At 76.5% G+C, this 25,075-nt stretch carries 25 protein-coding genes; 6 read left to right on the forward strand and 19 right to left on the reverse strand.

Going from position 1 to position 25,075, the window contains the following annotated elements:
• Positions 1–172: 172 nt before the first annotated feature.
• The 7 genes from otsB to ACI780_RS04355 form a co-directional block, all read right to left on the reverse strand.
• A complete protein-coding gene (gene otsB / locus ACI780_RS04325; RefSeq protein ID WP_456871248.1) occupies positions 173–916 on the reverse strand; it encodes a trehalose-phosphatase in 744 nt (247 codons plus the stop codon).
• Positions 913–2,304: an alpha,alpha-trehalose-phosphate synthase (UDP-forming) gene (locus ACI780_RS04330; protein WP_456871247.1), complete on the reverse strand. Its 1,392-nt coding sequence runs from the start codon at positions 2,302–2,304 to the stop codon at positions 913–915. The genes otsB and ACI780_RS04330 overlap by 4 nt, the downstream gene beginning before the upstream one ends.
• Before the next feature lie 37 nt (positions 2,305–2,341).
• Entirely contained in the window at positions 2,342–2,716 is a 375-nt protein-coding gene (locus ACI780_RS04335; RefSeq protein WP_457001013.1) for a fluoride efflux transporter FluC, read from the reverse strand.
• Positions 2,713–3,087: a fluoride efflux transporter CrcB gene (gene crcB / locus ACI780_RS04340; RefSeq protein ID WP_456871245.1), complete on the reverse strand. Its 375-nt coding sequence runs from the start codon at positions 3,085–3,087 to the stop codon at positions 2,713–2,715. The genes ACI780_RS04335 and crcB overlap by 4 nt, the downstream gene beginning before the upstream one ends.
• A 91-nt stretch (positions 3,088–3,178) precedes the next feature.
• The gene (locus ACI780_RS04345) at positions 3,179–4,225 is read right to left on the reverse strand and encodes a TerC family protein (RefSeq protein WP_457001016.1); all 1,047 of its coding nucleotides are present in this window, start codon (positions 4,223–4,225) and stop codon (positions 3,179–3,181) included.
• A gap of 159 nt (positions 4,226–4,384) precedes the next feature.
• On the reverse strand, positions 4,385–6,148 hold the full coding sequence (ngg, locus tag ACI780_RS04350) for an N-acetylglutaminylglutamine synthetase (protein WP_457001018.1): 1,764 nt from the start codon (positions 6,146–6,148) through the stop codon (positions 4,385–4,387).
• A gap of 9 nt (positions 6,149–6,157) precedes the next feature.
• Positions 6,158–7,939, reverse strand: coding sequence for an N-acetylglutaminylglutamine amidotransferase (locus ACI780_RS04355; RefSeq protein WP_457001020.1), 1,782 nt, complete (start codon positions 7,937–7,939; stop codon positions 6,158–6,160).
• Between the two features lie 129 nt (positions 7,940–8,068).
• Between ACI780_RS04355 and ACI780_RS04360 the strand changes: the two genes are divergently transcribed.
• Positions 8,069–8,740 carry a hypothetical protein gene (locus ACI780_RS04360; RefSeq protein WP_457001022.1) on the forward strand — a complete coding sequence of 224 codons (672 nt, stop codon included), beginning with the start codon at positions 8,069–8,071 and terminating at the stop codon, positions 8,738–8,740.
• 58 nt (positions 8,741–8,798) lie between these two features.
• On the opposite strand, the gene ACI780_RS04365 is transcribed toward ACI780_RS04360, so the two are convergent.
• Both ACI780_RS04365 and ACI780_RS04370 read right to left on the reverse strand, forming a co-directional pair.
• Complete coding sequence (locus tag ACI780_RS04365) at positions 8,799–9,386, reverse strand: HNH endonuclease signature motif containing protein (protein ID WP_457001024.1); 588 nt, start codon at positions 9,384–9,386, stop codon at positions 8,799–8,801.
• 10 nt (positions 9,387–9,396) lie between these two features.
• On the reverse strand, positions 9,397–10,287 hold the full coding sequence (locus tag ACI780_RS04370) for a DUF222 domain-containing protein (RefSeq protein ID WP_457001026.1): 891 nt from the start codon (positions 10,285–10,287) through the stop codon (positions 9,397–9,399).
• A 293-nt stretch (positions 10,288–10,580) separates the two neighbouring features.
• On the opposite strand from ACI780_RS04370, the gene ACI780_RS04375 reads away from it, so the two are divergent.
• On the forward strand, positions 10,581–11,573 hold the full coding sequence (locus ACI780_RS04375) for an aldo/keto reductase (RefSeq protein ID WP_457001028.1): 993 nt from the start codon (positions 10,581–10,583) through the stop codon (positions 11,571–11,573).
• 71 nt (positions 11,574–11,644) lie between these two features.
• On the opposite strand, the gene ACI780_RS04380 is transcribed toward ACI780_RS04375, so the two are convergent.
• A complete protein-coding gene (locus ACI780_RS04380) occupies positions 11,645–12,460 on the reverse strand; it encodes a PaaX family transcriptional regulator C-terminal domain-containing protein (protein WP_457001030.1) in 816 nt (271 codons plus the stop codon).
• Positions 12,461–12,522: 62 nt separating this feature from the next.
• Between ACI780_RS04380 and ACI780_RS04385 the strand changes: the two genes are divergently transcribed.
• Together ACI780_RS04385 and ACI780_RS04390 are read left to right on the forward strand one after the other, a co-directional pair.
• Positions 12,523–12,888 carry a hypothetical protein gene (locus ACI780_RS04385; protein ID WP_457001032.1) on the forward strand — a complete coding sequence of 122 codons (366 nt, stop codon included), beginning with the start codon at positions 12,523–12,525 and terminating at the stop codon, positions 12,886–12,888.
• Entirely contained in the window at positions 12,881–13,327 is a 447-nt protein-coding gene (locus ACI780_RS04390; RefSeq protein ID WP_457001034.1) for a hypothetical protein, read from the forward strand. Before ACI780_RS04385 ends, ACI780_RS04390 begins: the two co-directional genes overlap by 8 nt.
• A 4-nt stretch (positions 13,328–13,331) precedes the next feature.
• Here the strand turns inward: ACI780_RS04390 and ACI780_RS04395 are convergent, their stop codons facing one another.
• On the reverse strand, positions 13,332–14,180 hold the full coding sequence (locus ACI780_RS04395) for a hypothetical protein (protein ID WP_457001036.1): 849 nt from the start codon (positions 14,178–14,180) through the stop codon (positions 13,332–13,334).
• A gap of 121 nt (positions 14,181–14,301) precedes the next feature.
• Here ACI780_RS04395 and ACI780_RS04400 point away from each other — a divergent pair, with 121 nt between their 5' ends.
• Positions 14,302–16,671, forward strand: coding sequence for a SpoIIE family protein phosphatase (locus ACI780_RS04400; protein WP_457001038.1), 2,370 nt, complete (start codon positions 14,302–14,304; stop codon positions 16,669–16,671).
• Between the two features lie 45 nt (positions 16,672–16,716).
• Here the strand turns inward: ACI780_RS04400 and ACI780_RS04405 are convergent, their stop codons facing one another.
• Entirely contained in the window at positions 16,717–17,223 is a 507-nt protein-coding gene (locus ACI780_RS04405) for a flavin reductase family protein (protein ID WP_457001040.1), read from the reverse strand.
• Positions 17,224–17,230: 7 nt separating this feature from the next.
• The gene (locus ACI780_RS04410; protein ID WP_457001042.1) at positions 17,231–18,175 is read right to left on the reverse strand and encodes a hydroxymethylglutaryl-CoA lyase; all 945 of its coding nucleotides are present in this window, start codon (positions 18,173–18,175) and stop codon (positions 17,231–17,233) included.
• Between the two features lie 126 nt (positions 18,176–18,301).
• Between ACI780_RS04410 and ACI780_RS04415 the strand changes: the two genes are divergently transcribed.
• Entirely contained in the window at positions 18,302–19,195 is an 894-nt protein-coding gene (locus ACI780_RS04415; RefSeq protein ID WP_456871231.1) for a diguanylate cyclase domain-containing protein, read from the forward strand.
• 7 nt (positions 19,196–19,202) lie between these two features.
• Here ACI780_RS04415 and ACI780_RS04420 read toward each other — a convergent pair whose 3' ends face one another.
• The 6 genes from ACI780_RS04420 to ACI780_RS04445 form a co-directional block, all read right to left on the reverse strand.
• Positions 19,203–19,820 (reverse strand): hypothetical protein, encoded by a 618-nt coding sequence (locus tag ACI780_RS04420; RefSeq protein WP_456871230.1) that lies wholly within the window; start codon positions 19,818–19,820, stop codon positions 19,203–19,205.
• 65 nt (positions 19,821–19,885) lie between these two features.
• A complete protein-coding gene (gene pgm / locus ACI780_RS04425) occupies positions 19,886–21,520 on the reverse strand; it encodes a phosphoglucomutase (alpha-D-glucose-1,6-bisphosphate-dependent) (protein WP_457001045.1) in 1,635 nt (544 codons plus the stop codon).
• 218 nt (positions 21,521–21,738) lie between these two features.
• Complete coding sequence (bluB, locus tag ACI780_RS04430; protein WP_457001047.1) at positions 21,739–23,451, reverse strand: 5,6-dimethylbenzimidazole synthase; 1,713 nt, start codon at positions 23,449–23,451, stop codon at positions 21,739–21,741.
• Complete coding sequence (locus tag ACI780_RS04435; protein ID WP_456871227.1) at positions 23,448–23,765, reverse strand: hypothetical protein; 318 nt, start codon at positions 23,763–23,765, stop codon at positions 23,448–23,450. Before ACI780_RS04435 ends, bluB begins: the two co-directional genes overlap by 4 nt.
• A 31-nt stretch (positions 23,766–23,796) precedes the next feature.
• Positions 23,797–24,192 (reverse strand): VOC family protein, encoded by a 396-nt coding sequence (locus tag ACI780_RS04440; RefSeq protein ID WP_457001049.1) that lies wholly within the window; start codon positions 24,190–24,192, stop codon positions 23,797–23,799.
• A complete protein-coding gene (locus ACI780_RS04445) occupies positions 24,189–25,022 on the reverse strand; it encodes a helix-turn-helix domain-containing protein (protein WP_457001052.1) in 834 nt (277 codons plus the stop codon). The genes ACI780_RS04440 and ACI780_RS04445 overlap by 4 nt, the downstream gene beginning before the upstream one ends.
• Positions 25,023–25,075 lie beyond the last annotated feature (53 nt).

A 25,075-nucleotide genomic window follows, 5' to 3' on the forward strand; every position in this document is an offset into this window, starting at 1 on the left:
CGTCGTCAGGTCGACCGGCCGGCTCGGGCGACCGGCCGGCGGCGGGGTGCGGCGGGCGTGTCCGCGCAGGTGGCGGGGGAGGAGCCGTCGACGTGTCGACCGGCGGGGGAGCGGTGGCGGCGCGAGGGCCCGCCGGTCACCCGGGCGGGTGACGCGACGCGCCGCGTACGGGTCAGCCGAGCAGGTCGGCGAGCAGCCGGAGGACGGCGACCGCGGCGGCGGGGTCGGTGACCCGGTGCCCCGCGGCCGTCTCGCCGTCGCCGACCTTGACCCCGACGTCGGCGGGCCCGAGCCGGCGGAAGGCGTCCTCGTCGGTGACGTCGTCGCCGAGGTAGACGACGGCGGCGGCGCCGAGGTCCTCCCGCAGCCGGGTGACGGCACTGCCCTTGTCGGCGTCGGTGACGGCGAGCTCGAGCACGTCCTTGCCGGGCTTCTGCGTCAGTGACGGATCCGCCGCCGCACCGGCCTCCGCCAGCAGCGCGGCGGCCGCGGCCCGGTCGGCGACCTGCCGCACGTGCACGGCGACGCTGGCCGGCTTGACCTCCAGCCGGGCCCCGGGGACGGCGGCGACCAGGGGGGCCATCCGCTCGGCGACCGCGTCGCGGCGGCCGGCCAGCTCGCCGGTCAGCGGGCCGCCGTACTCGGCGCCGTGGCTGCCGACGAACCGGTAGGGGCCGGCGAGGCCGCTGACCCGCCGCAGGTCGTCGACGCCGCGCCCGCTCACCAGCGCGACGGTGACCCCCGCGGCCGCGGCGACGCGGGCCAGGGCCTCGTCGACGCCGGGGGAGGGGACCGCGGCCGAGGGGTCGTCGACCAGCGGGGCGAGGACGCCGTCGTAGTCGGTGGCCACCAGCAGCGGCCGGCGGGCGGCCAGCTCGGTCAGCGCCGCGGCGAGACCGGCCGGGACGGCGCTCACGCCTGCGCGCGCAGGGCGTCGAAGAACGACGACGCCCAGTGGTCGAGGTCGTGCTTGACCAGGTGCCGCCGCATGGCGCGCATCCGGCGGGCGGCCTCGGCCGGCTCGGCGCGCAGCGCCCGCAGCAGCTGGTTCTTCACGCCCGTGATGTCGTGCGGGTTGACCAGGAAGGCCTGCCGGAACTCGGCGGCGGCGCCGGCGAACTCCGACAGGACCAGCGTGCCGCCGAGGTCGCTGCGGGCGGCCACGTACTCCTTGGCGACCAGGTTCATGCCGTCGCGGTAGGGCGTCACGAGCATGACGTCGGCGGCGCGGTAGAGGGCGGCGAGCTCCTCGCGCGGCATCGACTGGTTGAAGTAGTGCACCGCCGGCCCGCCGATCGAGCCGAACACGCCGTTGATGTGCCCGACCTGCTGCTCGATGGTCTCCCGCATGTGCACGTAGTGCTCGACCCGCTCCCGGCTGGGCGTGGCCACCTGGACCAGCACGGTGCCGGGCGCCTCGACCGCGCCGTCCTCCAGCAGCTCCTGGAAGGCGTTGAGCCGGACGCTGATGCCCTTGGTGTAGTCGAGCCGGTCGACGCCCAGGATCATCTTCTCCGGGTCGCCGAGCTCGGTGCGGATCTCCTTGGCCCGGGCCAGGACCTCCGGTGAGTTCGCCAGCCGGTCGAAGGCGGCGACGTCGATGGAGATGGGGAACGCCCGCGCGGTCACCACCCGGCCGTCGTACTCGATGGTCGCGCCGCGGGTGGGCAGCTCGTGCAGCCGCCGGGCGAGCTGGACGAAGTTCGCCGCCGCGCTCGGCAGCTGGAAGCCGACGAGGTCGGCGCCGAGCAGCCCCTCGACGATCGCCGAGCGCCACGGCAGCTGGGTGAACAGCTCGTAGGGCGGGAACGGGATGTGCAGGAAGAAGCCGATCGTGAGGTCGGGACGGCGCTGGCGCAGCATCGCCGGGACCAGCTGCAGCTGGTAGTCGTGCACCCAGACGATGGCGCCCTCGGCGGCGACCTCGGCGGTCCGGTCGGCGAAGCGCTTGTTGACCTGCACGTAGGTGTCCCACCAGGTGCGGTGGTACTCCGGCTTCTCGACCACGTCGTGGTACAGCGGCCACAGCGAGGCGTTCGACATGCCCTCGTAGTAGCGGTCGACCTCCTCCTCGGAGAGCTCGACCGGGACCAGCGAGATCCCGCCGGACTCGAAGGGCTCGGGCGCCTCGCCGGCGGTGCCCGACCAGCCGACCCAGGCCCCGCCGCGCCCGGCCACGAACGGCTCCAGCGCGGTCACCAGCCCGCCGGGACTGCGCTGCCAGCGCGTCGTCCCGTCGGGGTCGGTGACCTGGTCGACCGGCAGCCGGTTGGCCACCACGACGACCGGGCTGTCCGCCTGCACGTCTCCCGCGTCTGCTCCGGCCATACCGGTTCCGACCCTAACCAGACGGCGTCGCGGTGGCACCCCCGGCCAGCAGCCAGCCGGCCGCGGCCGCGGCGAGGCCGAGCACGAGGGTGGCGGCGAGGTAGCCCACCGCGCGGCCGAGCGTGCGCTCCTCCACCAGCCGCACGACGTCGGCGCCGAGGGTGGAGAAGGTGGTGAGCGTGCCGCAGAACCCGGTGCCGACCAGCGCGAGCACCCAGCCCGGCACCCCGCCCAGCCCGAGCAGCACCCCGAGGACGGCACCGCCCGCGACGTTGACCGCCAGCGTGCCGAGCGCGGGGTCGCGGCCGGCGCGGGCGGCCAGCCGGGTGGCCAGCAGCCGCAGCGGCGCGCCGGCCAGCGCACCGGCGACGACGAGCAGCGGCGTCACGGGCGTCCCCGCCGCGCCACCCGCACGCCAGCGGCCACGGCGAGCACCCCGCCGAGGACGGAGGCGAGCAGGTAGCCGGCCGCCGTCGCCACGGCCCCGGCGTCGGTGAGCGCCACGACCTCGACGGCGAAGGCCGACCAGGTGGTGTAGCCGCCGAGGACGCCGACGGCGAGGAACGGCCGGGCCCACGCCGGCTCGGGGGAGCGGCGGGCGAGGGCGCCGAGCAGCACGCCGATGAGCAGGCAGCCGGTGAGGTTGACCAGCAGCGTCGCCCAGGGCCAGCCGCCGTCCCGGACGGGGAGGGCCGCCGACACGCCCCAGCGGGCCAGCGCGCCCACGGCACCGCCGACCGCGGCCAGCAGGTATCCCACGCGCCCACCCCTTGCAGGCATAGGAAGCTCTCCCCACGTCTCGGGGCCGAGGACGTGGGGAGAGCTTCCAATGCCTGGGCCGGTGATCCGGTCAGGGGGTGCCGGCCGGCTCCGGGGTGTCGCGCCGGGCGCGGCGCCGCCGCCACAGCGGCTCGACCTCGGCCAGCTCGTCGTCGGTGGCCACGCGGAACGGGGGAGTGGCCGGCGCCTCGACGGCGCGGCGCCCCTCACCGCGGGTGGCGCGCAGGCTGGCCCACACCGAGACGGCGAGGATGGTGGCGATCACCGCGAGGCTCACGGTGGTCGGGATGTAGTAGACGTCGATCTTGAGCAGCATCTTGACGCCCACCCACACGAGCACCAGGGCCAACCCGGTCTTGAGGTACACGAAGCGGTGGATCAGGTCGGCGAGCAGGAAGTACATCGCCCGCAGGCCCAGGATCGCGAAGGCGTTGGCGGTGAAGACGAGGAACGGCTCGTCGGTGACGGCGAAGATCGCCGGGATCGAGTCGACGGCGAACACGACGTCGGTGACCTCGACGAGCACCAGCACGGCGAGCAGGGGAGTGGCCAGCAGGACGCCGCCGCGGCGGACCAGGAACCGCTGGCCGTGGTAGGCGTCGGTCATCGGCACGAACCGGCGGAACAGCCGCAGCGTCCGCGACCGGGAGGGGTCGACGTGCTCGTCGCGCTGCCGCAGCATCCGGTACCCGGTGACCAGCAGGAACGCGGCGAACAGGTAGAGCACCCACTCGAAGCTCTCGATGAGCGCGGCGCCGCCGGCGATGAACGCGCCGCGCAGGACCAGGGCGCCGAGCACGCCGAAGAACAGCACCCGGTGCTGGTACTCCCGGGGCACGGCGAAGAACGTGAAGACGATCGCCCACACGAACACGTTGTCGACGGCGAGCGACTTCTCGATCAGGTAGCCGGCGTAGTACTGCTGGCCGAGCTCGGCGCCGTAGGTCGCCCACACCCAGGCGCCGAAGCCGACGCCGATGAGCACCCACACGACCGACCACGCGGCGGCCTCGCGCACGCCGATGACGTGCGCGCGGCGGTGGGCGAAGAGGTCGACGGCCAGCATGCCGACGATGAGGCCGAGCACGGCGAGCCAGAGCCAGAAGGGGACGTCCACGGACACGCCTCCAGTCGGTGGTGCACCAACCGGAGGTCTCTCCCGGCCCACGCGGGGCCCGCTCCGCCGGACCCCTCCCACGGGGCCGTCCTGACGACGGGAGCGCTGCGGGGATACTCCCCTCCCACCAACCAGTGAAGCAGACTTCCGGTGTCCGCGCTACCGGCTGCGGGTCTCCGGGAAGAGCAGGTCGACGAAGCGGGCGGCGGTGGGCTGCGGCTCGTGGTTGGCCAGGCCGGGGCGCTCGTTCGCCTCGACGAACACCGCGTCGGGACCCTCGACGTCGGGCACCAGGAAGTCGATGCCGGTGACCGGGATGCCGATCGCGCGGCTGGCCCGCACCGCCGCCTCGGCGACGTCGGGGTGCAGCCGGTCGGTGACGTCCTCGATCGTGCCGCCGGTGTGCAGGTTCGCCGTCCGCCGCACCTGCAGCCGCGCGCCGTCGGGCAGGACGTCGTCCATCGCGTGGCCGGCGGCGCGGACGACGTCGGCGGTGGTGTCGTCGAGCGGGATGCGCGACTCGCCGCCGGTCGCGCGCTCGCGCCGCCGGCTGGCGGCGCGCACCAGGTCGGTGACGGTGCGGCGGCCGTCGCCGACCACCTCGGCCGGCCGGCGCACCGCGGCGGCGACGACCTCGTGGTCGATGACCACCACCCGCAGGTCCTCGCCCGGGACGAGCTCCTCGGCGAGCACGTCGGGGCAGAACAGCCGGGCGGCGGCGACGGCGCGGTCGAGCTCCTCGGACGTCGTCACGCCGACGGTGATGCCCTTGCCCTGCTCGCCGCGGGCGGGCTTGACCACCAGCTGCCCGCACTCGGCGAGCAGCTCGCGGGCCGGGCCGGGGTCGTCCTCGGGGACGGTGACGCCGCGGGGCACGCGCACGCCGGCGTCCTCGACGATGCGGCGGGTCACCCGCTTGTCGTCGCAGCGGCTCATCGCGACGGCGGTGGTGAACTCCGACAGCGACTCGCGGGTGAGGACCTGCCGCCCGCCCAGCGACAGCCGCAGCTCGCCGAACTCGGCGTCGGTGACCTCGACGCGGATGCCGCGGCGCAGCGCCTCGTCGGCGACGATGCGCGCGTAGGGGTTGAGCTGCTCGAGGCCCGCCGGGCGGGCGGCGAACAGCGGTGTGTTGATCGGGTTCTTGCGCTTGACGCAGAGGACCGGCACGCGGGCGAAGCCGAGCTTGCGGTACAGCGCGATGGCCGCGGCGTTGTCGTGCATGACCGAGAGGTCCACGTAGGAGCGGCCGCGGCCGACGTAGCGCTCCGCGAGCACCCGCACCAGCGCCTCGCCGGTGCCCGCGGGCGCGGTCTGCGCGTCCACGGACAGGCACCACAGGCTGGTCCCGCCCTCCGGGTCGCCGAAGGCGAGCACGTGGTCGACGCCGGTGACGGTGCCGACGATCTGGCGGGTGCGCCGGTCCTCGGCGACCAGGTAGGTGAAGGAACGGGTCCGGTGGTTGGCCCACATGGTCTCGGGGTCGCCGGTCACCATGCCGTTGCGGGCGTAGATCTCGTTGATCGCCTGCATCTCCTCCAGCGCGGTCACCGTGCGGACGAAGACGCCGCGGATGAGCTCGGGCCGGGCGCGGTAGCGGTGGAGGTCGAGCCGGTAGGTGTAGCTGGGGTCGATGAACAGCTCGTCGGGGGCCAGGCCGACGAGCACGTGCGGGTCGCGCGCGTAGATGCAGATGTCGCGCCGGCCGGACCCCTCGTCCCGCAGGGCGTCGAGGATGCGGCGCATCTCGGCGAAGGTCTGGCCGAACACCAGCCGGCCCCACGCGAGGTCGAGGACGACGTCGGTGTCCATCCCTGCGAGCTCGCGCTCGGAGGGCTTCTGCCAGCTGCGCCGCGTCAGGTCGGGGGTCGGGTGCGCCGCGGTCGAGCGGCGGCGGAGTCCGGCGAGCCGGGGCGGGGCCACGGGACCTCCTCAGACCCCGTGGCTCTGCAGCCAGAGCTCCACCAGCCCGAGCTGCCAGAGCTTGTTGCCGCGCAGCGGCGTGAGCTCGCCGTTGGGGTCGTCGAGCAGCCGGGAGACGTACTCGGGCCGGAACAGCGCCCGCTCGCGGGCGGCCTCGCTGGACAGGGCGTCCCTGACCAGGCCGAGCACCTTGCCCTCGAGGTGGGTGATCGCCGGCACCGGGAAGTAGCCCTTGGGCCGGTCGATGACCTCCGGCGGGACGATCCGGCGCCCGAGCGCCTTGAGCACGCCCTTGCCGCCGTCGGCGAGCTTGAGCTCCGGCGGGCAGGCGGCGGCCAGCTCCACCAGGTCGTGGTCGAGGAAGGGCACCCGGGCCTCCAGGCCCCAGGCCATGGACATGTTGTCCACCCGCTTGACCGGGTCGTCGACGAGCATGACCTCGCTGTCGAGGCGCAGGGCGGCGTCGACGGCGGTCTGCGCGCCCGCCCGGGACATGTGGTCGCGGACGAACTCCAGGCTCGGGTCGCCGTCGAGGGCGTACCGCTCGCCGACCAGCGCCCGCATGTCCTGCGGTCCGCGGTCGAAGAACGCCCTCGCGTACCGCTCGACGGCCTCCTCGCGGCCGACGTCGGCCAGCGGTGGGTACCAGTGGTAGCCGGCGAAGACCTCGTCGGCGCCCTGGCCGGACTGCACCACCCGGATCGTCTGGCTGACCCGCTCGGAGAGCAGGTCGAACGCGACGACGTCGTGGCTGACCATCGGCTCGGCCATCGCGCCGATCGCGTGGCCCAGCGCCGCGGCGAGCTCGTCGGAGGACACCCGGATGCGGTGGTGGTCGGTCTCGAACCGCTCGGCGATGACGTCGGAGTAGCGGAACTCGTCGCCCGCGTGACCGCCGACGGTCTCGAAGCCGATCGAGTAGGTGGCCAGCCCCGTCTGCCCCTCCTGGGCGAGCAGGCCGACGATGAGGCTGGAATCCAGGCCGCCGGAGAGCAGGACGCCGACCGGGATGTCGGAGACCAGCCGACGGCGGACGGCGACCCGCAGCGCCTCCTCGATCGCGTCCTCCCAGTCGCGCGCCGACCAGCGCTCGTGCTCCGGGCGGCGCTCGTAGGTGGGCTCCCAGTAGCGGTGCTCGCGGCTGCTGCCGTCGGCCTCGATCACCCGCACGGTCGCCGGCGGCAGCTTGCGGACGCCGTTGAGCAGCGTGCGCGGCGCGGGGACGACGGCGTGCCAGGTGAGGTAGTGGTGCAGCGCGACGGGGTCGATGGAGGTGTCGACGTCGCCGGCGCGCAGCAGCGCGGGCAGCGACGAGGCGAACCGGAGCCGTCCCGGCGTCTCGGCGAGGTAGAGCGGCTTGATGCCCAGCCGGTCGCGGGCCATGACCACGCGGCCGGTGTCGCGCTCGTGGATGACCACGACGAACATGCCGTGCAGGTGGTCGACGAAGTCCACGCCCCAGTGGTGGTAGCCCTTGAGCAGGACCTCGGTGTCGCTGGTGGAGAAGAAGCGGTAGCCGTGGCCCTCGAGCTCGGCGCGCAGCTCCTTGTAGTCGTAGATGCAGCCGTTGAACACCGCCTCGAGGCCCAGCTCGCTGTCGACCATCGGCTGGGAGCCGCTGGGGGACAGGTCGATGACCGACAGCCGCCGGTGGCCGAACGCGACGCGTCCGGCGCTCCACTGGCCCTGGCCGTCCGGTCCGCGGGGGACCAGTGCCTCGACCATCCGCGCGACCGCGGTGGTGTCGGCCAGGGAGCCGTCGAACCTGATCTCGCCGGAGAGGCCGCACATGGGTTCGATCCAACCCCAGTCGGCAGGCTCACGCGACGCGTCGGGTGGGTTGTTCACACCGGCGCAACACCCGCGGTTCCACGTGGAACCGGGGCGGGGTCGCCCGTGCCGGTCCGGCAGGGTGGGGTCGTGTACGCAGACCCGGAGGGCGAGGCGCCGTGGGCCGTGCAGCTGGTGGCACGCGTGGAGCGGAGCGCGCCCCCGACCCGCAGCGCCGTCTGCGAGGCCGCGGCGGTGGCCGTCGTGCGGCTGCTCGCCGACGACCGGGCGCAGCCCGGCGGGGAGTGGTGGCCCCGGGTCCGGCGGTGGACCGACGGGGCGATCCGCAAGCACTGCCGGCGCGCTCGGGGCGTGGCGTGGCAGCGGGTCGCGGCCCTGCCCGGGGTCACGGTGGCGGCGCGGAGGGCCGAGGTCCGGGCGCTGGTGCCGACCGCGCTCGACGCGCTGCCACCGGAGGTCGCGCGGCTGCAGCTGTCGGGCAGCGAGCTCGACGACCCGGACGCGTGCCCGGCGGTGGACCCGGAGCCCGGCGGCGCGGTGGTGGTGTCGGTCTGCCCGGAGCCGTTCCTGCCCCTCGGCAAGGCCGCGGCCGCCTGCGGTCACGCCGCCCAGCTGACCGCGCTGCGGATGCCCGCCGGCCGGCTGGCCGCCTGGTCCGGCGCCGGCTTCCCGGTGGTGGTGGAGCACCCCGACGTCGCGCGCTGGTCGCGGTTGCGCGGGGGCGCTCCGGTGGAGGTCGTGGACGCCGGGTTCACGGTGGTGGCGCCGGGGACGAGCACGGCCCTGGCCCGCTGGGCGTAGCGCCGTACGGACCGGGTGTCGGGCCGCCGGACAGCCGGCCTCCCCCGCACCGTCTGGGTCAGAAGGGCGGTGGGTCGTCGTCCGGCTGGGCCGGTTCGTCCACTCGTGGTGGTTCAGGTGGCGGTGGTGGTCGCAGGCCCGGTGGCCGGGTCGTGCGGGTGATGCCGGACGGGGTGGTGACGGTCAGCGTTCCGTCGGGACCCATCTCGAAGCGCCAGCCGCGGGCGAAGGTCTTCACCCGGTGATGCGAGCGGCACAGGCAGCACAGGTTGGCGCAGTCGGTGGCCCCACCGGCGGCGTGCGGGAGGACGTGGTCGGCGTCGGCCCAGCCGACCCGCTGCCCGCAGGTCGGCATCCGGCAGGTGCGGTCGCGGGTGCGCACGAACGCCTGCTGCGCCGCCGAGGGGGTGTAGCCGTCCCGGCCCGCCGGCCGGTCGAGCACGGGGCACCCGCACTCGGCGTCCGCGGGGTGGTCGGGGCAGCCGCGGGCGGCCAGCCGGCGCAGCCGATCGAGGGTGGCGGTGGCCCGCAGGCTGCCGTCCTCCTCGGTCAGCGCGACGGTCACCGTGCCACCGTCGGGGGCCTGCACGCCGAGGGCGTCCAACTGGTGCAGCAGCGCGCGCAGGTGCGCGGCGGTGATCGGCAACCCGTTCACCTCACCGGCCTGGTCCGAGCGGCCGGCCAGCGACGCCAGCGTGGCGACGATGTGCAGGTGGGCGGTGACCGCCGTGCCCGGCCTGCCAGGGGCGCTGCAGCAGGTCGGCGAACACGGCGGTGCGCAGCTGCCCGATCGGCCGCGGATCGCCGTCGGCCTTGAGCATCCGGGCCAGCGCGTCGACGGTCGCGTGGCAGGCCGCGGCCACGTCGGTGGGCAGGTCGGCGGCCAGCGTGCTCATCCCGTCGCTGGGGGACGGATAGACGCGCACGTCCGAGCGCCGTTCGGCGGTCTTCCGCCGTTCGTCGACCGCGCCTGAGTCGACCTCCAGCAGCAGCTCCAGCGCCCGCTTCTTCAGCTTGCCGACGGTCAGGTCGGCGGCCTCGGGCAGCACCACCGCCTCGATCCGGCGGGCCAGGGCCGGGGCGGTGTGCTGCAGCACGTCGGCCAGCGCCCTGGCGCGCGCCTCGTCAAGCTCGCCAGCGGCGAGCGCCGCCCAGGTGGCGGGCAGCCGCTCGCGGTAGGTCCAGGCGCGGGTGGCCAGGTGGTTGGCCGTGCCCCGGCCGCAGTTGAGCACCAGCGCCAGCTCGGCGGTGAAGAACTCCGACACCCCCGGCAGCTCGGTGTCCGGCGCCCACGACCCGCGGCGCCTGGCGCCCGGGGTGCCGGGTGCGGGGTCGTCGTCGGAGGGGCGGGCCTCGGCCAGCCGCAGCACCAGCTCGGCTTCGTAGGCGGCCTCCATCGCCTTGCGGGCCTGCAGCCGCTGCAGCTCGACGGCGGCCTGCTCATCGGAGAGCGCCGCCACCGGCAGCCGCGGCACCTGTACGGGCCGCTCGACGAGCCACCCGGCGAGCGCCCGCTCCACTTGTGACACGTACTCCGCGACCTCCACGACCCCGAACCTACGGACGCGGTACGACAGTTTTCGCAGGTCAGGAGCCAGATGACCCGTCGTCGTGACGGACAGGCCAGCAGTCGCCCCGCCAGCGGACGCCACATCCCGGCAGTCGGCGACTCCACGGCATCCCCGGAGCCGGCCTACGCCGTGCGGCGCCCGTCCTGTCCGCGCCGGACCGCCGCGAGCAGGGTCCCGGCGGTCCGCCCCATCCGGCCGGCGTCGACGCCGGAACGGAAGGGTCCTCCGGCGGTCGGTTGCAGCGGGCACCCGGCGGGCAGCGAGGGGTCATGCAGACACGCACCCTCGGGTCCCTGTCCGTCCCGGCCATGGGGCTGGGCTGCATGGGGATGAGCGAGTTCTACGGCACCGGCGACCAGGCCGAGGCCGAGCGCACCATCCAGCGCGCCCTCGACCTCGGCGTCACCTTCCTCGACACCGCCGACATGTACGGCCCCTTCACCAACGAGCGGCTGGTCGGGAAGGCCATCGCGGGCCGCCGCGACGAGGTGGTGCTGGCGACCAAGTTCGGCAACGAGCGAGGCGAGGACGGCTCGTTCCGCGGCATCAACGGCCGCCCCGACTACGTGCGCCGCGCCTGTGACGCCTCGCTGGAGCGGCTCGGCGTCGACGTCATCGACCTCTACTACCAGCACCGGGTGGACACCCGGGTCCCCGTCGAGGAGACGTGGGGCGCGATCCGGGAGCTCGTCGAGGCGGGCAAGGTGCGCGCCGCGGGCATCTCCGAGGCCGCGCCGGAGACGATCCGCCGCGCCCACGCCGTCCAGCCGGTGGCCGCGGTGCAGACCGAGTACTCGCTGTGGAGCCGCGACCCCGAGGAGAACGGCGTGCTGGCCACCTGCGGCGAGCTCGGCATCGGGTTCGTCGCCTACTCGCCGATCGGCCGCGGGTTCCTGTCCGGGCAGATCCGCAGCGTCGACGACCTCGCCCCCGACGACTTCCGCCGGCACAACCCGCGCTTCCAGGGCGAGGCGTTCCAGCAGAACCTGCGCCTGGTCGACCGGGTCCGCGAGATCGCCGACGAGAAAGGGGCGACGGCGTCGCAGCTGGCTCTCGCGTGGGTGATGGCGCAGAGCGACCGCGGGGACAACCCGGCCGTCGTCCCCATCCCCGGCACCAAGCGGGTGCGCTACCTGGAGGAGAACGCCGCGGCCGCCGACGTCGCACTCTCCGACGACGACCTGCGCCGCCTCGACGAGGCCGCGCCCGTCGGTGCCGCCGTCGGCGACCGCTACCCCGACATGTCCACCGTCCACAGGTGAGGTGAGGGAACGGCCCTCCTGCAGGGTCCCGCCCCGAGCGCGCGAGGGGTGGGGGGCAGGAGGGTCCTTCGTCACGCGACGGCGGGGCGGATCCCCACGGCGCCGAGGACGTCGGCGACGTGCGCGCGGGCCGCGGCCGCCAGCCGGGCGCCGGTGTCGGCCCACGCGTCGCGGACCTCGCGGGCGGGCCAGGCCTCCGGCTGCAGCGCCGGGGGGAGCAGCGGGTCGCCGGTGACGACGGCGCGCAGCTCGGCGTGCAGCCGCAGGTGCAGGGCGAGCGCGGCCGGGCCCTCGGGGACCGCGCCGGAGACGGCGCGCAGCCGGTCGAGCACCCGAGTCCACCCGGCGGCCAGCCGGGGGAGGTCCCAGCAGCGGGCGGCGAGGTCGACGTCGGACAGCCGCGGGTCGGCGACGCTCGCGGTGAGCAGGTCCAGCCGCGAGGTGCGCTCGCCGGCCAGCTCGGCGCCCACCTCCTCCAGCGCCGCCCGGTGCGGCGAGACCCAGGTGGCCGGCGCGAGCGGGCCGAACCCCGCGCGGGCCAGGCTGCGGCGCACCCGCTCGCGGGCGGCCCGGTCGGTCTCCGGGACGCCGTAGACGACCATCCGCCACTGCCCGTCCCACGGGCCCGTCCGGCGCGCGACGCGTTCGTCGCGGGCGGCCACCGCCTCCCGCAGCACCGCCGTCGGGGTCACCAGCGTCTCCCGCCCCCGCCGGGACCCGGTCAGCCACCCGGCCCGCCGCAGCGCCGCCACGGCCAGGCGCGTGCTCGGCTCGGCCACCCCGCACGCGGCCAGCAGCCCGACCAGCGTCTGCAGCGACACCGGGTCGCTGCCGAGGACGTCGAGGTGCTCGGCGCAGAGGTCCACCACCAGGTCGCGGACGGTCATGCCCTCCTCCTACCCCGTGCCCTCGACCCACCCCTCCCGGCGGACGCGCGATCATGGGTCCGATGAACGCCACCCTCGTCTGGTCGGCCACGGCGGTCGCCGTCGTCGTCGCCCTCGCCGGGCTGGCCTCGACCCTCGCCCACCGGCGGATCGGCCTGCTCCACCTCGCCGGCGCCGCGGTGCTCGAGGTCGTGCTGCTCGTGCAGGCCGCCGTCGCCGGGGTGGCGCTGGCCGGCGGTGAGCGGCCGCCGGAGACGGCCACCTTCCTCGGCTACCTCGGCGGCGTCGTGCTGCTGCCGGTGGCCGGGGTGCTGTGGTCGCGCACCGAGCCCAGCCGCTGGGCGGGGACCGTGCTCGCCGTCGCCGCCCTGGTCACCCTGGTCATGGTCTGGCGGCTGGTGCAGCTGTGGGAGGCCCCGGGTGCCTGAGCCGACGGCGACCGGCGGGACGGCGACCGGGCCCGGGCGGGTGCTGGTCGCCGTCTACGCGGTCTTCGCCCTCGCCGCCGGCGCCCGCGCGACCGTGCAGCTGGCCACCCGCTTCGACGAGGCCCCGGTCGCCTACCTGCTGTCCGCGTTCGCCGCGGCGGTCTACGTCGTGGCCACGGTGGCGCTGGCCCGCGGTGGCCGCCGGGTGGCGCTCGTCGCGATCAGCGTCGAGCTGGCCGGGGTGCTGGTGGTGGGGGCCCTGTCGCTGCTCGACCGCGCGGCCTTCCCCGACGAGACGGTGTGGTCGGCGTTCGGGCGCGGTTACGGCTTCGTGCCGCTGGTGCTCCCCGTGCTCGGCCTGCTCTGGCTGCGCCACCAGGCCCGCACGCCGGCGCCGGGCACCCCGGCGCCCGGGACGCCGGAGGGTCCCGGGCGCTGAGCGGTCAGAAGTCCCCGCCCCCGAAGTCGCCCCCGAAGTCACCGCCCCCGAAGTCACCGCCGCCGAAGTCCCCACCGCCGTCGTAGCCGTTGTCGGCCCCGCCGGCGAAGTCGGCACCGGGGTCACCGCCGTAGCCGCCGTCGTAGCCGCCGTCGCCCGCGGCGTAGTCGCCACCGCCATCGCCGCCGCCGTCCCCGCCGCCCTCGGCGCCGTCCTGGTAGCCCTCGGCGTAGGCCTCCTCGTCCCCGCCGCCGAACAGGCCGCCGTCGCCGAGGCCGGTGTCGAAGAGCGCGTCGGCGACCGCGGTGCCCACCACGAGACCGCCGATGGTGCCGAGCAGGCTGCCGCCCAGCGAGCCGCCGAAGCCGCCCATGCGCGGCCCGTAGCCCCCGCCGTAGCCGCCGTAGCCCCCACCGCCGTACCCGGGGCCGGGGGCGTACCCCGGGCCGTAGCCCGGGCCGTAGCCGCCGCCGAAGGTGCGCTCGAGGATGCCCGGCTGGCGCAGCTCGGCGCGGGTGGCCACCCGGGCGAGGGTCTGCGCGTCGTCGGTGCGCGGCCGCTCGGAGGCCGGCACGGCGGCGGCGAGCTGGGTCAGCACCTCCTGCCGCTGCTGCGGGGTGAGCTGGGCGAAGGCCTCGGCGTGCGCCTGCTCGATCTGGTCCGGGGGCGCGGTCCGCAGCAGGTAGCGGTAGCGCTCGACGGCCTGCTGGTCGGTGAGCGGGGCGCGCTGCCCGGACTGCGGCCGGGCGGGCGGGGCCTGCGGTGGCGGCGGCGCGGCGTACCCGTCGTACCCGCCGTACGGCGCGGGCTCGGGCTTGCGGCGACGGCCGAGGAGCCGGTCGAGCAGTCCCATGGCTGGTCTCCCTCCTGCGTGGCTCGCAGAGGGGTGCCCGCCCGGGCGGGCGGCACACCTGCGGGTGGCCGGCCGCCGTGCGCGCGGGCACCCGACCTGCGGTGCCGGTTAGATTCGTTGCGTGCCACCGACAGGCGACCGACCGGAGGGCCGGCCCGTGCCCGGCGACGGCATCGGCCCCGAGGCCCGGGCGGCCGTGGCGGAGGCGGCCGTCGACGGCCGCGGTGCCGGCGGCCGCCAGTCCCGCATCGTCACCGCCGCCCACGCGGTGGTCACCGAGCAGGGCGACGGCGGGTCGGCGGCTGCGGCCCTGCCCGCCGTCCTGGCCGACGTCCCGGTGGCCGTCCTGCTCATCGACCGCGAGTCCGGGGCGGTCACCTACGCCAACACCGCCGCCGTCGAGATGGCCGGCAACGTGCGGCTCCCGGTCGACATCGACACGTGGGGCGCCTCGGCCGGCCTCACCGACCTCGGTGGCGCCCCGCTGGCCCGCACCAGCGGCCCGCTGTCACTGGTGGCCCAGGGGCAGCCGGTCACCGGCGAGGCGGTGCGCCTGACGCCCGGCCGCAGCACCGACGTCGCGCGGGTACGCGAGGACGACGGCGGCGGCGACCGGCTGCTGTGGGTGACCGGCTTCCCGCTGACCCAGCCCGGCACCGGCCAGCAGCTGTCGCTGGTCGTGCTGCTCGAGGTCGCGGGGGCCACCGGCACCGCCGACGCCGAGTCCGAGCTGCAGGCGCTGCGCGAACGGGCCGTCGTCGCCACCGACATCGCCTTCACCATCACCGACCCCCGCCAGCCGGACAACCCGCTGGTCTGGGTCAACCCCTCCTTCAGCCGGATCACCGGCTACGCCTACGGGGAGTCGGTGGGCCGCAACTGCCGTTTCCTGCAGGGCCCGAACACCGACCCGGCGACCGTGCAGCAGATCCGCGACGCGCTCGCGGCGCAGGAGCCGGTCACCGTCACGCTGCTCAACCACCGCCGCGACGGCACCGCCTTCTGGAACCAGCTGGCCATCAGCCCGGTCTTCGACGGCGAGGGCGAGCTGGTCAGCTTCGTCGGCGTGCAGACCGACGTCACCGAGCGGGTGCGGGGAGAGGCCGAGCGCGAGGCCGCCTTCGCCGCGGAGCAGGCCGCCCGGCAGGAGGCCGAGCTGGCCCGCGCCGTGGCCGAGCAGGCGCGCTCGGACGCCGAGCGGGCACAGCGCGACGCCGAGGGGGCGCAGGCCCGGCTCACGCTGATGGCCGAGGCCACCAGCTCGCTGATCGCCACCCTCGACGTCGGCGACCTGCTCGACCGGCTCGCGGCCCTGTGCGTGCCCCGGCTGGCCGACTGGGTCGTCATCACGCTCGTCGACGACGACGGCGAGGTGCGCGCGATGGTGTCGCGCGACCGCGAGCGCGCCCGCACCGAGCTCCGCCGCCACGACGCCGGGCACGGGCTGCGGCTGCCGTCCGGCTCGCCCAGCCAGCGCAGCATCACCTCGTCCCGGACCGTGCTCGTCGAGCGGCTGCCACCGCAGCTGGGCGAGGACACCGCCTCACCGGTGGCCCAGGAGATCGCCGGGCGGCTGGGCGCGGCGACGGCGCTGAGCGTGCCGCTGGTGGCCCGCCGCCGCACCCGGGGCGCGATCGCGCTGGTGCGCAGCGCACCCGAGCGTCCGTTCACCCCCGACGACGTCAGCCTGGTCGAGGACCTCGCGCGGCGGGCGGCGCTGGTCATGGACAACGTGCGGCTCTACCAGCAGGAGCACGCCGTCGCCGACACGCTGCAGCGGTCCCTGCTGCCCGAGCTGCCGGACGTCCCGGGGCTGCGGGTCGCGGCGCACTACGTCAGCGCCTCCACCGCCGCCGACGTCGGCGGGGACTTCTACGACCTGCTGCAGCTGCCCGACGGCTCGGTGGGGATGGTGGTCGGCGACGTCGTCGGCCACGACGTCGCCGCGGCCGCCGCGATGGGGCAGCTCCGGGGGCTGATCCGGGCCTGCCTGTGGGAGGCGCCCGACCCGCACCCGGCGGCCGTGCTGACCCGCGTCGACCGGCTGGTGCAGGGCCTGCGCGTGGCGTCGATGGCGACCATGGCCTACGTCCGCGCGATCCCCCCGGCGCGCCCCGGCGGGCCCTGGACCGCGCAGGTGGTCAACGCCGGCCACCCGCCGCTGGTGCTGCGCTCGCCCGACGGCGCGGTGGAGCTCCTCGACGGCGTCCCGGGCCTGCTCGTGGGCGTCGACGTCGCGGCGCGGCGGACGGTGCGCACCGTGGAGCTGCCCCCGGGGTCGGTGCTTCTCGGCTACACCGACGGCCTGGTGGAGACGCCGGGCTCCGACCTCGACCAGGGCATCGAGGCGCTGCTGGGGCGGCTGGCGGCGGCGCCGGTGGCGGCCTCCCCGCAGGAGCTGTGCGACGCCGCCGTCAGCGGCACCCTGGACGGCCGCGACGACGTCGCCCTCATCGCCGTCCGCTTCGACGGGGCACCCGACGAGGCATAGGAAGCTCTCCGCACGTCCGGCACGCGTCGACGTGCGGATCGCTTCCTATGCCGTGTCCTCTGCCTCGGTGTCTCGGGGCTCGGGGCGGCCGTAGCCGCCGCGGTGGAACAGCAGCGGGCGGCGGCCGGGGTCGGCGCCGAGGTCGAGCACGCGCGCGGCCACGATGGTGTGGTCGCCGCCGTCGTACTCGGCCCACAGTGTGCAGTCGATCCACGCGACGACGCCGTCGAGCACGGGGGAGCCGTGCGGGCTCGGCCGCCACCGCACCCCGGCGAACTTGTCGACGCCGGAGCGGGCGAACGCCGCCGACAGGCCCGACTGGTCCTCGGCGAGCACGTTGACGCAGAAGCGGCCGATGTCGCGCAGCCGCGGCCACGTCGTCGACGTGCGGGCCGGGGCGAGGGCGACCAGCGGGGGGTCCAGCGACAGCGAGCTGAACGACTGGCAGGTGAAGCCGATCGGGCCCGCGTCGCTGTGGGAGGTCACCACGGTCACGCCGGAGGCGAAGTGCCCCAGGACGTCGCGCATGACGCGCGGGTCGATGACCTCCACGCCGGCCTCAGGCGAGGGTGGCCGCGGCCGCCCGCGGCACCGACCGCCCGCCGGCCCGGTACAGCGAGCTGGGCAGCTCGTGGCCGACCGCGCCCTCGGTGACCCGCGCCGCGGCCAGCATCGCGTCGAGGTCGATGCCGGTGCGCACGTCGGACTCCTCGAGCCAGTAGACGAGCTCCTCGGTCGCGATGTTGCCGCTGGCGCCCGGCGCGAACGGGCAGCCGCCGAGCCCGCCGACGGAGGCGTCGAGCTGGGTCACCCCGGCCTGCACGGCGGCCAGCGCGTTGGCCTGGCCGGTGCCGCGGGTGTCGTGGAAGTGCACCGCCACCGGCGTCCCGGGGCAGGCGCGGCGGACGGCGTCGAGGAGGCGGACCACCCGCGCCGGCGTCGTCGTCCCGATGGTGTCGCCCAGGCACAGCGCGTCGGCGCCGGCGGTGACCGCGGCGCGGCAGACGTCGACGGTGCGCGCGATCGGCGTCCGGCCGTCGAACGGGCAGTCCCACGCGGTGGCGACGACGACCTCGAGCGACCCGCCCGCGCCGTGCGCCAGCCCGGCGACCTCGGCGACCCCGGCGAGCGCCTCGGCGGTGGAGCGGCCGGCGTTGGCGCGGCTGTGCCCGTCGGAGGCGGAGACGACGAGCTCGAGGTGGGCGAGGCCGGCGTCGACGGCGCGCACCGCCCCCCGCGGGTTGGCCACCAGCGCCGACCAGTGCACGTCGGGCCAGCGGGAGAGCTCGGCGGCGACCTGGTCGGCGTCGGCCAGCGCGGGGACGGCCTTCGGCGAGACGAACGAGGTGACCTCGATGCGGCGCACGCCGGTGGCCACCAGCGCCTCGAGCATCGCCAGCTTGCCCTCGAGGGGGACCGGCGCCTCCAGCTGCAGGCCGTCGCGCATGCCCACCTCGCGGACGTCGACCGTGGGGGGCAGCACGAGGTCGAAGTCCGCCGTCATGATCGTCCTCCTGGTCCGCACGGGTTCCAGGGCCCATCCTGCCCGCGTGGCAGGTTCCACGTGGAACTGGGGAGGGAACACCCTGGTCACACCGCAGCACTCGGGGGGAGGAACAGGAGGTGGTCCGTGGACGACGCCGAGGCCGTGGGCACGGTGAGGCAGCCCGATCCGGGCAGCGCCTTCACCAACTCACCCATGGGCGTGGCGCTGTGCACACCGGACGGCGAGCTGATCGCGGCCAACCGCGCACTGGGTGACCTGCTGGGGAGGCCGCCGGAGCGGCTGGCCGGGACCACCCTGTCCGACGTCACCCACCCCGACGACGTCGCCGCGGCGACGGCCCTGCTGCAGGGGCTGCAGCGCAGCCACGGCCACACCCGGCTGGAGTGCCGGTTCCTCCGCCCCGACGGCACCGAGGTCCCGGTGCAGGTGACGACGTCGTGGGTGGCGGGCTCGCCCGACGGCACCCCCTCGCACCTGGTGACGGTGGTCGAGGACGTCACCGACCGCAAGGAGCTCGAGGCCCGCCTGCTGCACCTGTCGGCCCACGACCCGCTCACCGGCCTGCCGAACCGGCTGCTGTTCCGCGACCGGCTGCGCCACGCCCTCGAGCGCGGTCACCGCGAGAACACACCGACCTGCGTGCTGGTCCTCGACCTCGACGGGTTCAAGGCGGTCAACGACCAGTTCGGCCACCCCACCGGCGATGCCGTCCTCGTCGCGGTCGCGGGCCGGCTGACCTCGGTGCTGCGGGCCAGCGACACGGCCGCGCGGCTGGGCGGGGACGAGTTCGCCGTCGTCTGCGAGAACACCGAGCGCACCGACGCCGAGCACCTGGCCGCGCGGCTGCGCGAGGCGCTGCCGGGCACCCTGACCGTGGGTCCCACGACGGTGCAGGTGGGGCTGAGCATCGGCATCGGGTCGGTCGACGGCGGCACCGACCCGGAGCAGGCGCAGGACACGGTGGTCCGCGAGGCCGACGCGGCGATGTACGCCGACAAGGCCCGCCGCCGCTCCTGACCCCCGGTCAGCGGCCGGCGGCCCAGCCGACGGTGGCCGGGAGCCGCGCGAAGACGGCGGTGAGCACCGGCAGGGGCAAGGCGAAGACGAGGAACGCGGTGAACCCGACGAGGCCGTCGGCGCCGAGCGTGCCGGCCCCGACGGCCAGCGCGAGGAACAGCACCGCGACGGCGGCCAGCGCAGAGACGAACAGCGGCGCGGGGGAGTGCCGGGTGAGCAGCCGGATCCCCCCGGTGACCAGCGCGGCACCGCACGGCAGGCCGAGGACGAGCACGATGCTCACGGCGTCGTCGTCCCCGCTGAGGACGGCGGCGGTGAGGACCAGCGCCACCAGCCCGCTGAGGCTCCCGGCCACGATGCCGAGCACCCCCGCGGCGGTGGCCACGCCGGGACGCCCGGGACCGGCGGGCCAGGCCGGCGGGACGCCCCAGCCGTAGCCGGGTGGCGGCCCGTACCCGGGGTACGGGGCGTAGCCGGGGCCCTGGCCGTGGGCGGGGGCGTACCCGGGCGGGGGTCCGTAGGGGGCCGGCGGGCCGTACGCCGGGGGAGGCGGTGCCGCGTACGGCGGCGCGGCGGACCCGGGCGGGACGGCGTCCCACTCCTGCTCGTACGGCTGACCGGTCATGCGCCCAGTCTGGGGCCCGCGCCCGCCAGGACCCAGGTCCGGCGCGGACCCCTCGCCCTCGGGGGTCAGGCGCCGAGGGCGGCGCCGACGACGGCCCGCGCCTCCTCCTGCACCCGGGCGAGGTGGTCGGCGCCCCGGAAGCTCTCCGCGTACACCTTGTAGACGTCCTCGGTGCCCGAGGGCCGGGCGGCGAACCAGGCGTTCTCCGTGGCCACCTTCAGCCCGCCGATGGACGCGCCGTTGCCGGGCGCCTCGGTGAGCTTGGCGATGATCGGCTCGCCGGCCAGCTCGGTGGCGGTGACCGCGGACGGCGACAGCTTCCCCAGCGCCGCCTTCTCCTCGCGGGTGGCCGGGGCGTCGACCCGGGCGTAGGCCGACTCGCCGTACCGCTCGACCAGCCCGGCGTGCAGCTGCGACGGCGAGCTGCCGGTCACCGCCTGGATCTCGCTGGCCAGGAGCGCCAGCAGGATGCCGTCCTTGTCGGTGGTCCACACCCGCCCGTCGCGGCGCAGGAACGACGCGCCGGCCGACTCCTCGCCGCCGAAGCCGACGGTGCCGTCGAGCAGGCCGGGCACGAACCACTTGAACCCGACCGGCACCTCGACCAGCCGCCGGCCGAGCCCCGCCACGACCCGGTCGATCAGCGACGAGGACACCAGCGTCTTGCCGACGGCGACGTCGTCGGCCCACTCCGGGCGGTGCGCGAACAGGTAGGCGATGGCGACGGCGAGGAAGTGGTTGGGGTTCATCAGCCCGGCGTCGGGGGTGACGATCCCGTGCCGGTCGGCGTCGGCGTCGTTGCCGGTGGCGATGGCGTACTCGGCGCGCTTGCCGATGAGCGAGGCCATCGCCGACGGCGAGGAGCAGTCCATGCGGATCTTGCCGTCCCAGTCCAGCGTCATGAACCGCCACGTGGGGTCGACCAGCGGGTTGACGACGGTGAGGTCGAGGCGGTGCCGCTCGGCGATGGCCCCCCAGTAGTCGACGCTGGCGCCGCCGAGCGGGTCGGCGCCGACGTGCACGCCGGCGTCGCGGACGGCGTCGAGGTCGAGCACGGAGGGCAGGTCGTCGACGTAGGCGCCGAGGAAGTCGTGCCGCTGCGCGGCCGCGTGCGCGCGGGTGAACGGGATCCGCCGGACGCCGTCGAGGCCGGCGGCGAGCAGCTCGTTGGCGCGGGCGGCGATGACCGTCGTGGCGTCGGTGTCGGCCGGGCCGCCGTTGGGCGGGTTGTACTTGAAGCCGCCGTCGCGGGGCGGGTTGTGCGACGGGGTGACCACGATGCCGTCGGCGAGGCCGCCGGTGCGCCCGCGGTTGGCGGTGAGGATGGCGTGGCTGACCGCCGGCGTCGGGGTGTAGCGGCCGGCGGCGTCGACCAGCACCGTCACGTCGTTGGCGGCCAGCACCTCCAGCGCGCTGGCCCAGGCCGGCTCGGACAGCGCGTGGGTGTCGCGGCCGAGGAACAGCGGCCCGTCGACCCCCTGCTGGGCGCGGTACTCGCAGATCGCCTGGGTGGTGGCCAGGATGTGCGCCTCGTTGAACGCGGTGTCGAACGAGGACCCCCGGTGCCCGGAGGTGCCGAAGGCCACCCGCTGCGCCGGCTCCGCCGGGTCGGGCACCAGCGTGTAGTAGGCGGTCACCAGCGAGGCGACGTCGACCAGGTCGGCGGGGGAGGCGGGCTGGCCGGCGCGGGGATCGGTCACGGCGTCGATCCTGGCCCTGCCGGTGCCCCGGCGGCGACCGGGGGCACCGGCGCGGGCCCTGGTCAGGCGCTCCTCCGGCGCGCACACCTGCCCGCGATCACGGCGCCACGGTCGTGACACGCCGGGCGTCGGCGTGTCGCCGTCCCGGAGCCATGATCGCCGCCACGGGGGCCTGCAACGTCCGCCACGTGCCCGAGCCGGTCGGGTGACGATCCCGCTCAGCCGACCCGGGCGGTCCCCCGGCGGATGCGGAGGCCGTCGAACAGCAGGCCGGCGGCCAGCGCCGCGCCGGCGCCCTCACCGGCCCGCAGCCGCAGGTCCAGCAGCGGCTCGAGCCCGAGCGCCTGCAGCACGAGGTCGTGGCCGCGCTCGCGGCTGCGCTGCCCGGCCACCAGGCACGCCTGCGCGCCGGGCTCGAGCTGCACGGCGGCCAGCGCGGCGACCGAGACGGCGAACCCGTCGAGGACGACGGCGGCGCGGGCCCGGGCAGCGCCGAGCACCGCGCCGGTGAGCACCACGAGCTCGGGACCGCCGAGCTCGGCCAGCGCCCGCTCTGGCCCCAGGCCGGTGCCCGCCCGGGCGAGCGCGGCGGCGACCACCGCGCGCTTGCGGTCGAGCACGGCGCTGTCGGCGCCCGCCCCGAGGCCGGTGACCTCGTCCGGGCCGGCGCCGAGCAGCCCGGCGGCGAGCGCGGCGGCGACGGTGGTGTTGCCGACGCCGACCTCGCCGAGGGCCAGCAGGCCGTCGCGGGCGCTGAGGTCCCGCCCGGCGGCCAGCAGCCGCTCGACGTCGGCGGGCGTCATCGCCGGCGCGGAGGCGAGGTCGCCGCGGGGGCCGGCCGGACGGGCGTCGACCGCCCCGGGCAGCGGGTCGCCGGACACCCCGGCGTCGACGACCACGGTGGCCAGCCCGGCGGCGGCCGCGGCGGTGGCGCCCACGGCGGTGCCGGCCAGCGCGGCCCGGGCCACGTCGCGGGTGACGGTCGCCGGGTAGGCCGACACCCCGAGCACGGCCACCGGGTGGTCGGCGGCGGCGAGCAGCAGCGTGCCGCCGGTGACGTCGCCGCGGCCGAGCGCCACGACCCGGTCGACGGCGCGGTCGAGCACGCCCAGCGAGCCGGGGGTGGTCAGCAGCCGGTCGGCGTCGTCGCGGGCGCCGACCACCGCCTCGCGGCCGGGGGCGCGCAGGTGCGAGGGGGGAGCGGCCGGCCCGCCGTCGTCGGCCGGCCACCGGTCCTCGACGACGACGGCGTCCAGCGGCAGCCGCCGCGACCAGCCGGCCCGCTCCAGGCCCGGCGCGGGCGGGCGCTCGTCGGGCCAGCCCAGGCACAGCCAGCCGAGCGTGGCCACGCCGTCGGGCAGGCCGACGAGGCCGGCGAGCTCCTCGGGGCGGAACAGCGTCACCCAGCCCATGCCCAGGCCCTCGGCGCGGGCGGCCAGCCACAGGTTCTGGATGGCCGCCGCGCAGCTCCACAGGTCGGCGTCGGGGAAGGTGGCGCGGCCGAGGACCCCGGCGGCCGGGGTGCGCCGGTCGCAGCACACGACGATCCCCAGCGGTGCCTCGCGGACGCCCTCCAGCTGCAGGTCCAGCAGCCGGCGGGCGGCGTCGGGCTCGAGCCGGGCGGCCTGCCGCAGCCGCTCGCGGTCGGTGAGGACGGCGGCGCGGTCGCGGACGCCCGCGTCGCGGACGACGACGAAGCGCCACGGCTGGCTGTGCCCGACCGACGGCGCGGCGTGCCCGGCGGCGAGCACCCGCCGGAGGACGTCGCCGGGCACCGGGTCGGGCCGGAACCGGCGCACGTCGCGGCGGGCGGCGACGACGGCGTAGAGGCCCCCGGCGTCGTCGGGCATGGCCCACCCGGCGGGGTCGCCGGCGCGCTGGGCGGCGGAGGTGGCGTCGCCGACGAGCGGGACCGGCCGCGGGAAGGTCACGGGCGGGCCCGCCGCAGCCGGGCCGGGGCGCGGCGGGTCCAGGCGTCGTCGAGCAGGTCGGCGACGGTGGCCTCCTCGGCCCGGGCGAGGTCGACCCGCACGCCCGAGAGCCGCTGCCCCCACCACAGCAGCGCGACCGCGCCGCCCTCGGCCGCCCGCGCCTCCGACTCCCCGACCATAACGTTGAGGATGCCGGGTGCCCACAGCGTGGCGAGCACGGCGGTGCCCAGCCGGAACGACGGGCGGCCGTGGTGGTCGGCCTCGGTGACCTCCGGGAGGGCCAGGGCGAGGGCGCGGACGTCGTCCTCCGTCACGCTGCACACCTGCGCGACCTCGCGAGCTCGGTCACGCGCGGGGCGCTCCGGGGTAGTCGCCGACGCTCCAGCTGTTGCCCTCGGGGTCGCGCACGGAGAACTCCTTCCCGCCGTGCCCGGGCTCGGTGAGCGGCCGCAGCACCTGCGCGCCGGCGGCCTGGACCCGCGCCCAGACGGCGGCGACGTCGTCGGTGACGAGGTAGGCGCCGCTGCCGCCGGGGCGGACCGGCCAGCCGCCGTCGTCGCGGGCGGAGCCGAGCATCACGCCGCCGCCGGGCGGCCAGGCGAGCTCGGCGTGCGCGACCAGGTCGCCGTCGCGGACGACGAGGGTCTCGGTGAAGCCGAGGACGTCGACCAGCCAGCGGATCAGGGCCGGGGCGTCGGCGGCGCGGAAGGCGGGCCACACGGTGGGCGGTGGGGTGCTCATGCCGCCGACCCTGCCGCGTCCCGCGCGCCGCCGTCTTGGACGAATCCGAACTCCGCGGCCAGCCAGCGCAGCGGGGACAGCCCGGTGAACGCGCGCCACTCGCGGGTCAGGTGCGCCTGGTCGGCGTAGCCGGCGGCCACGGCCAGCGCGGCGAGGTCGGGGCGCGGGCGGGCGGCCAGGGCGCGACGGGCCCGGTCGAAGCGGACCACCCGGGCGGCCTCCTTCGGGCCCAGGCCCGTCTCGGCGCGGAACCGGGCGGTGAGGTGCCGCTCGGACCAGCCGACCCGGCGGGCGATCTCGGCGACCCGCAGCCGCCCGCCGCCGGCCACGGTGAGCCGCCAGGCCTCGGCGACCTCGGGGGGCGGCGCGCCGCGGCCGGCGACCCGGCGGAGCACGTCCTCGGCGGCGGCGAACCGGGCCGGCCAGCTCGCCGCCTCCCGGACGCGGTCGACCAGCCCGGTGGCGCCCAGGACCTCGGCGAGGTCGACGTCGAGCGCGGCGAGCTCCCCGGCGGGCACGCCCAGCAGCCGGCGGGCGGCCAGCGGGGAGAGCGCCAGCTGCAGGCCGGCCTGCCGGCCGGGGTGGCGGATGAGCGCCGGGGTCGTGTGCAGTCCGCCGAGGAGGGCGTCGTAGCGGCCGGGTGCCTGCGCGGGGTCGGGGTGGGCGGCGACGTCGAGCGGGTCGTCGAGGGTGACGACCAGCGTCAGTGCGGGGGAGGGCAGCCCGCGGTGGGTGCCCGGCGCCAGGCCCTCCTGCCAGTAGCCGACGGCGCCGGTGACCAGCCCACGCAGCGCCGGGTGCGGCCGCTGCGACACGAACTGGCTGGTCACCAGCCCAGGATGGCACCGGCGGGAGCCGTCCTCCAGGCACCCGTCCGTGCACG

The organism is Geodermatophilus sp. SYSU D00814 (assembly GCF_054050055.1).

Coding starts and splice junctions, on each gene's coding strand:
- ACI780_RS04355 (WP_457001020.1), bottom strand. CDS start 7,939: ATGTGCGGCCTCTCCGGCGAGATCAGGTTCGACGGCTCCCTGGCCGAC.
- ACI780_RS04375 (WP_457001028.1), top strand. CDS start 10,581: ATGCAGACACGCACCCTCGGGTCCCTGTCCGTCCCGGCCATGGGGCTG.
- ACI780_RS04380 (WP_457001030.1), bottom strand. CDS start 12,460: ATGACCGTCCGCGACCTGGTGGTGGACCTCTGCGCCGAGCACCTCGAC.
- ACI780_RS04385 (WP_457001032.1), top strand. CDS start 12,523: ATGAACGCCACCCTCGTCTGGTCGGCCACGGCGGTCGCCGTCGTCGTC.
- ACI780_RS04395 (WP_457001036.1), bottom strand. CDS start 14,180: ATGGGACTGCTCGACCGGCTCCTCGGCCGTCGCCGCAAGCCCGAGCCC.
- ACI780_RS04410 (WP_457001042.1), bottom strand. CDS start 18,175: ATGACGGCGGACTTCGACCTCGTGCTGCCCCCCACGGTCGACGTCCGC.
- ACI780_RS04420 (WP_456871230.1), bottom strand. CDS start 19,820: ATGACCGGTCAGCCGTACGAGCAGGAGTGGGACGCCGTCCCGCCCGGG.
- ACI780_RS04440 (WP_457001049.1), bottom strand. CDS start 24,192: ATGAGCACCCCACCGCCCACCGTGTGGCCCGCCTTCCGCGCCGCCGAC.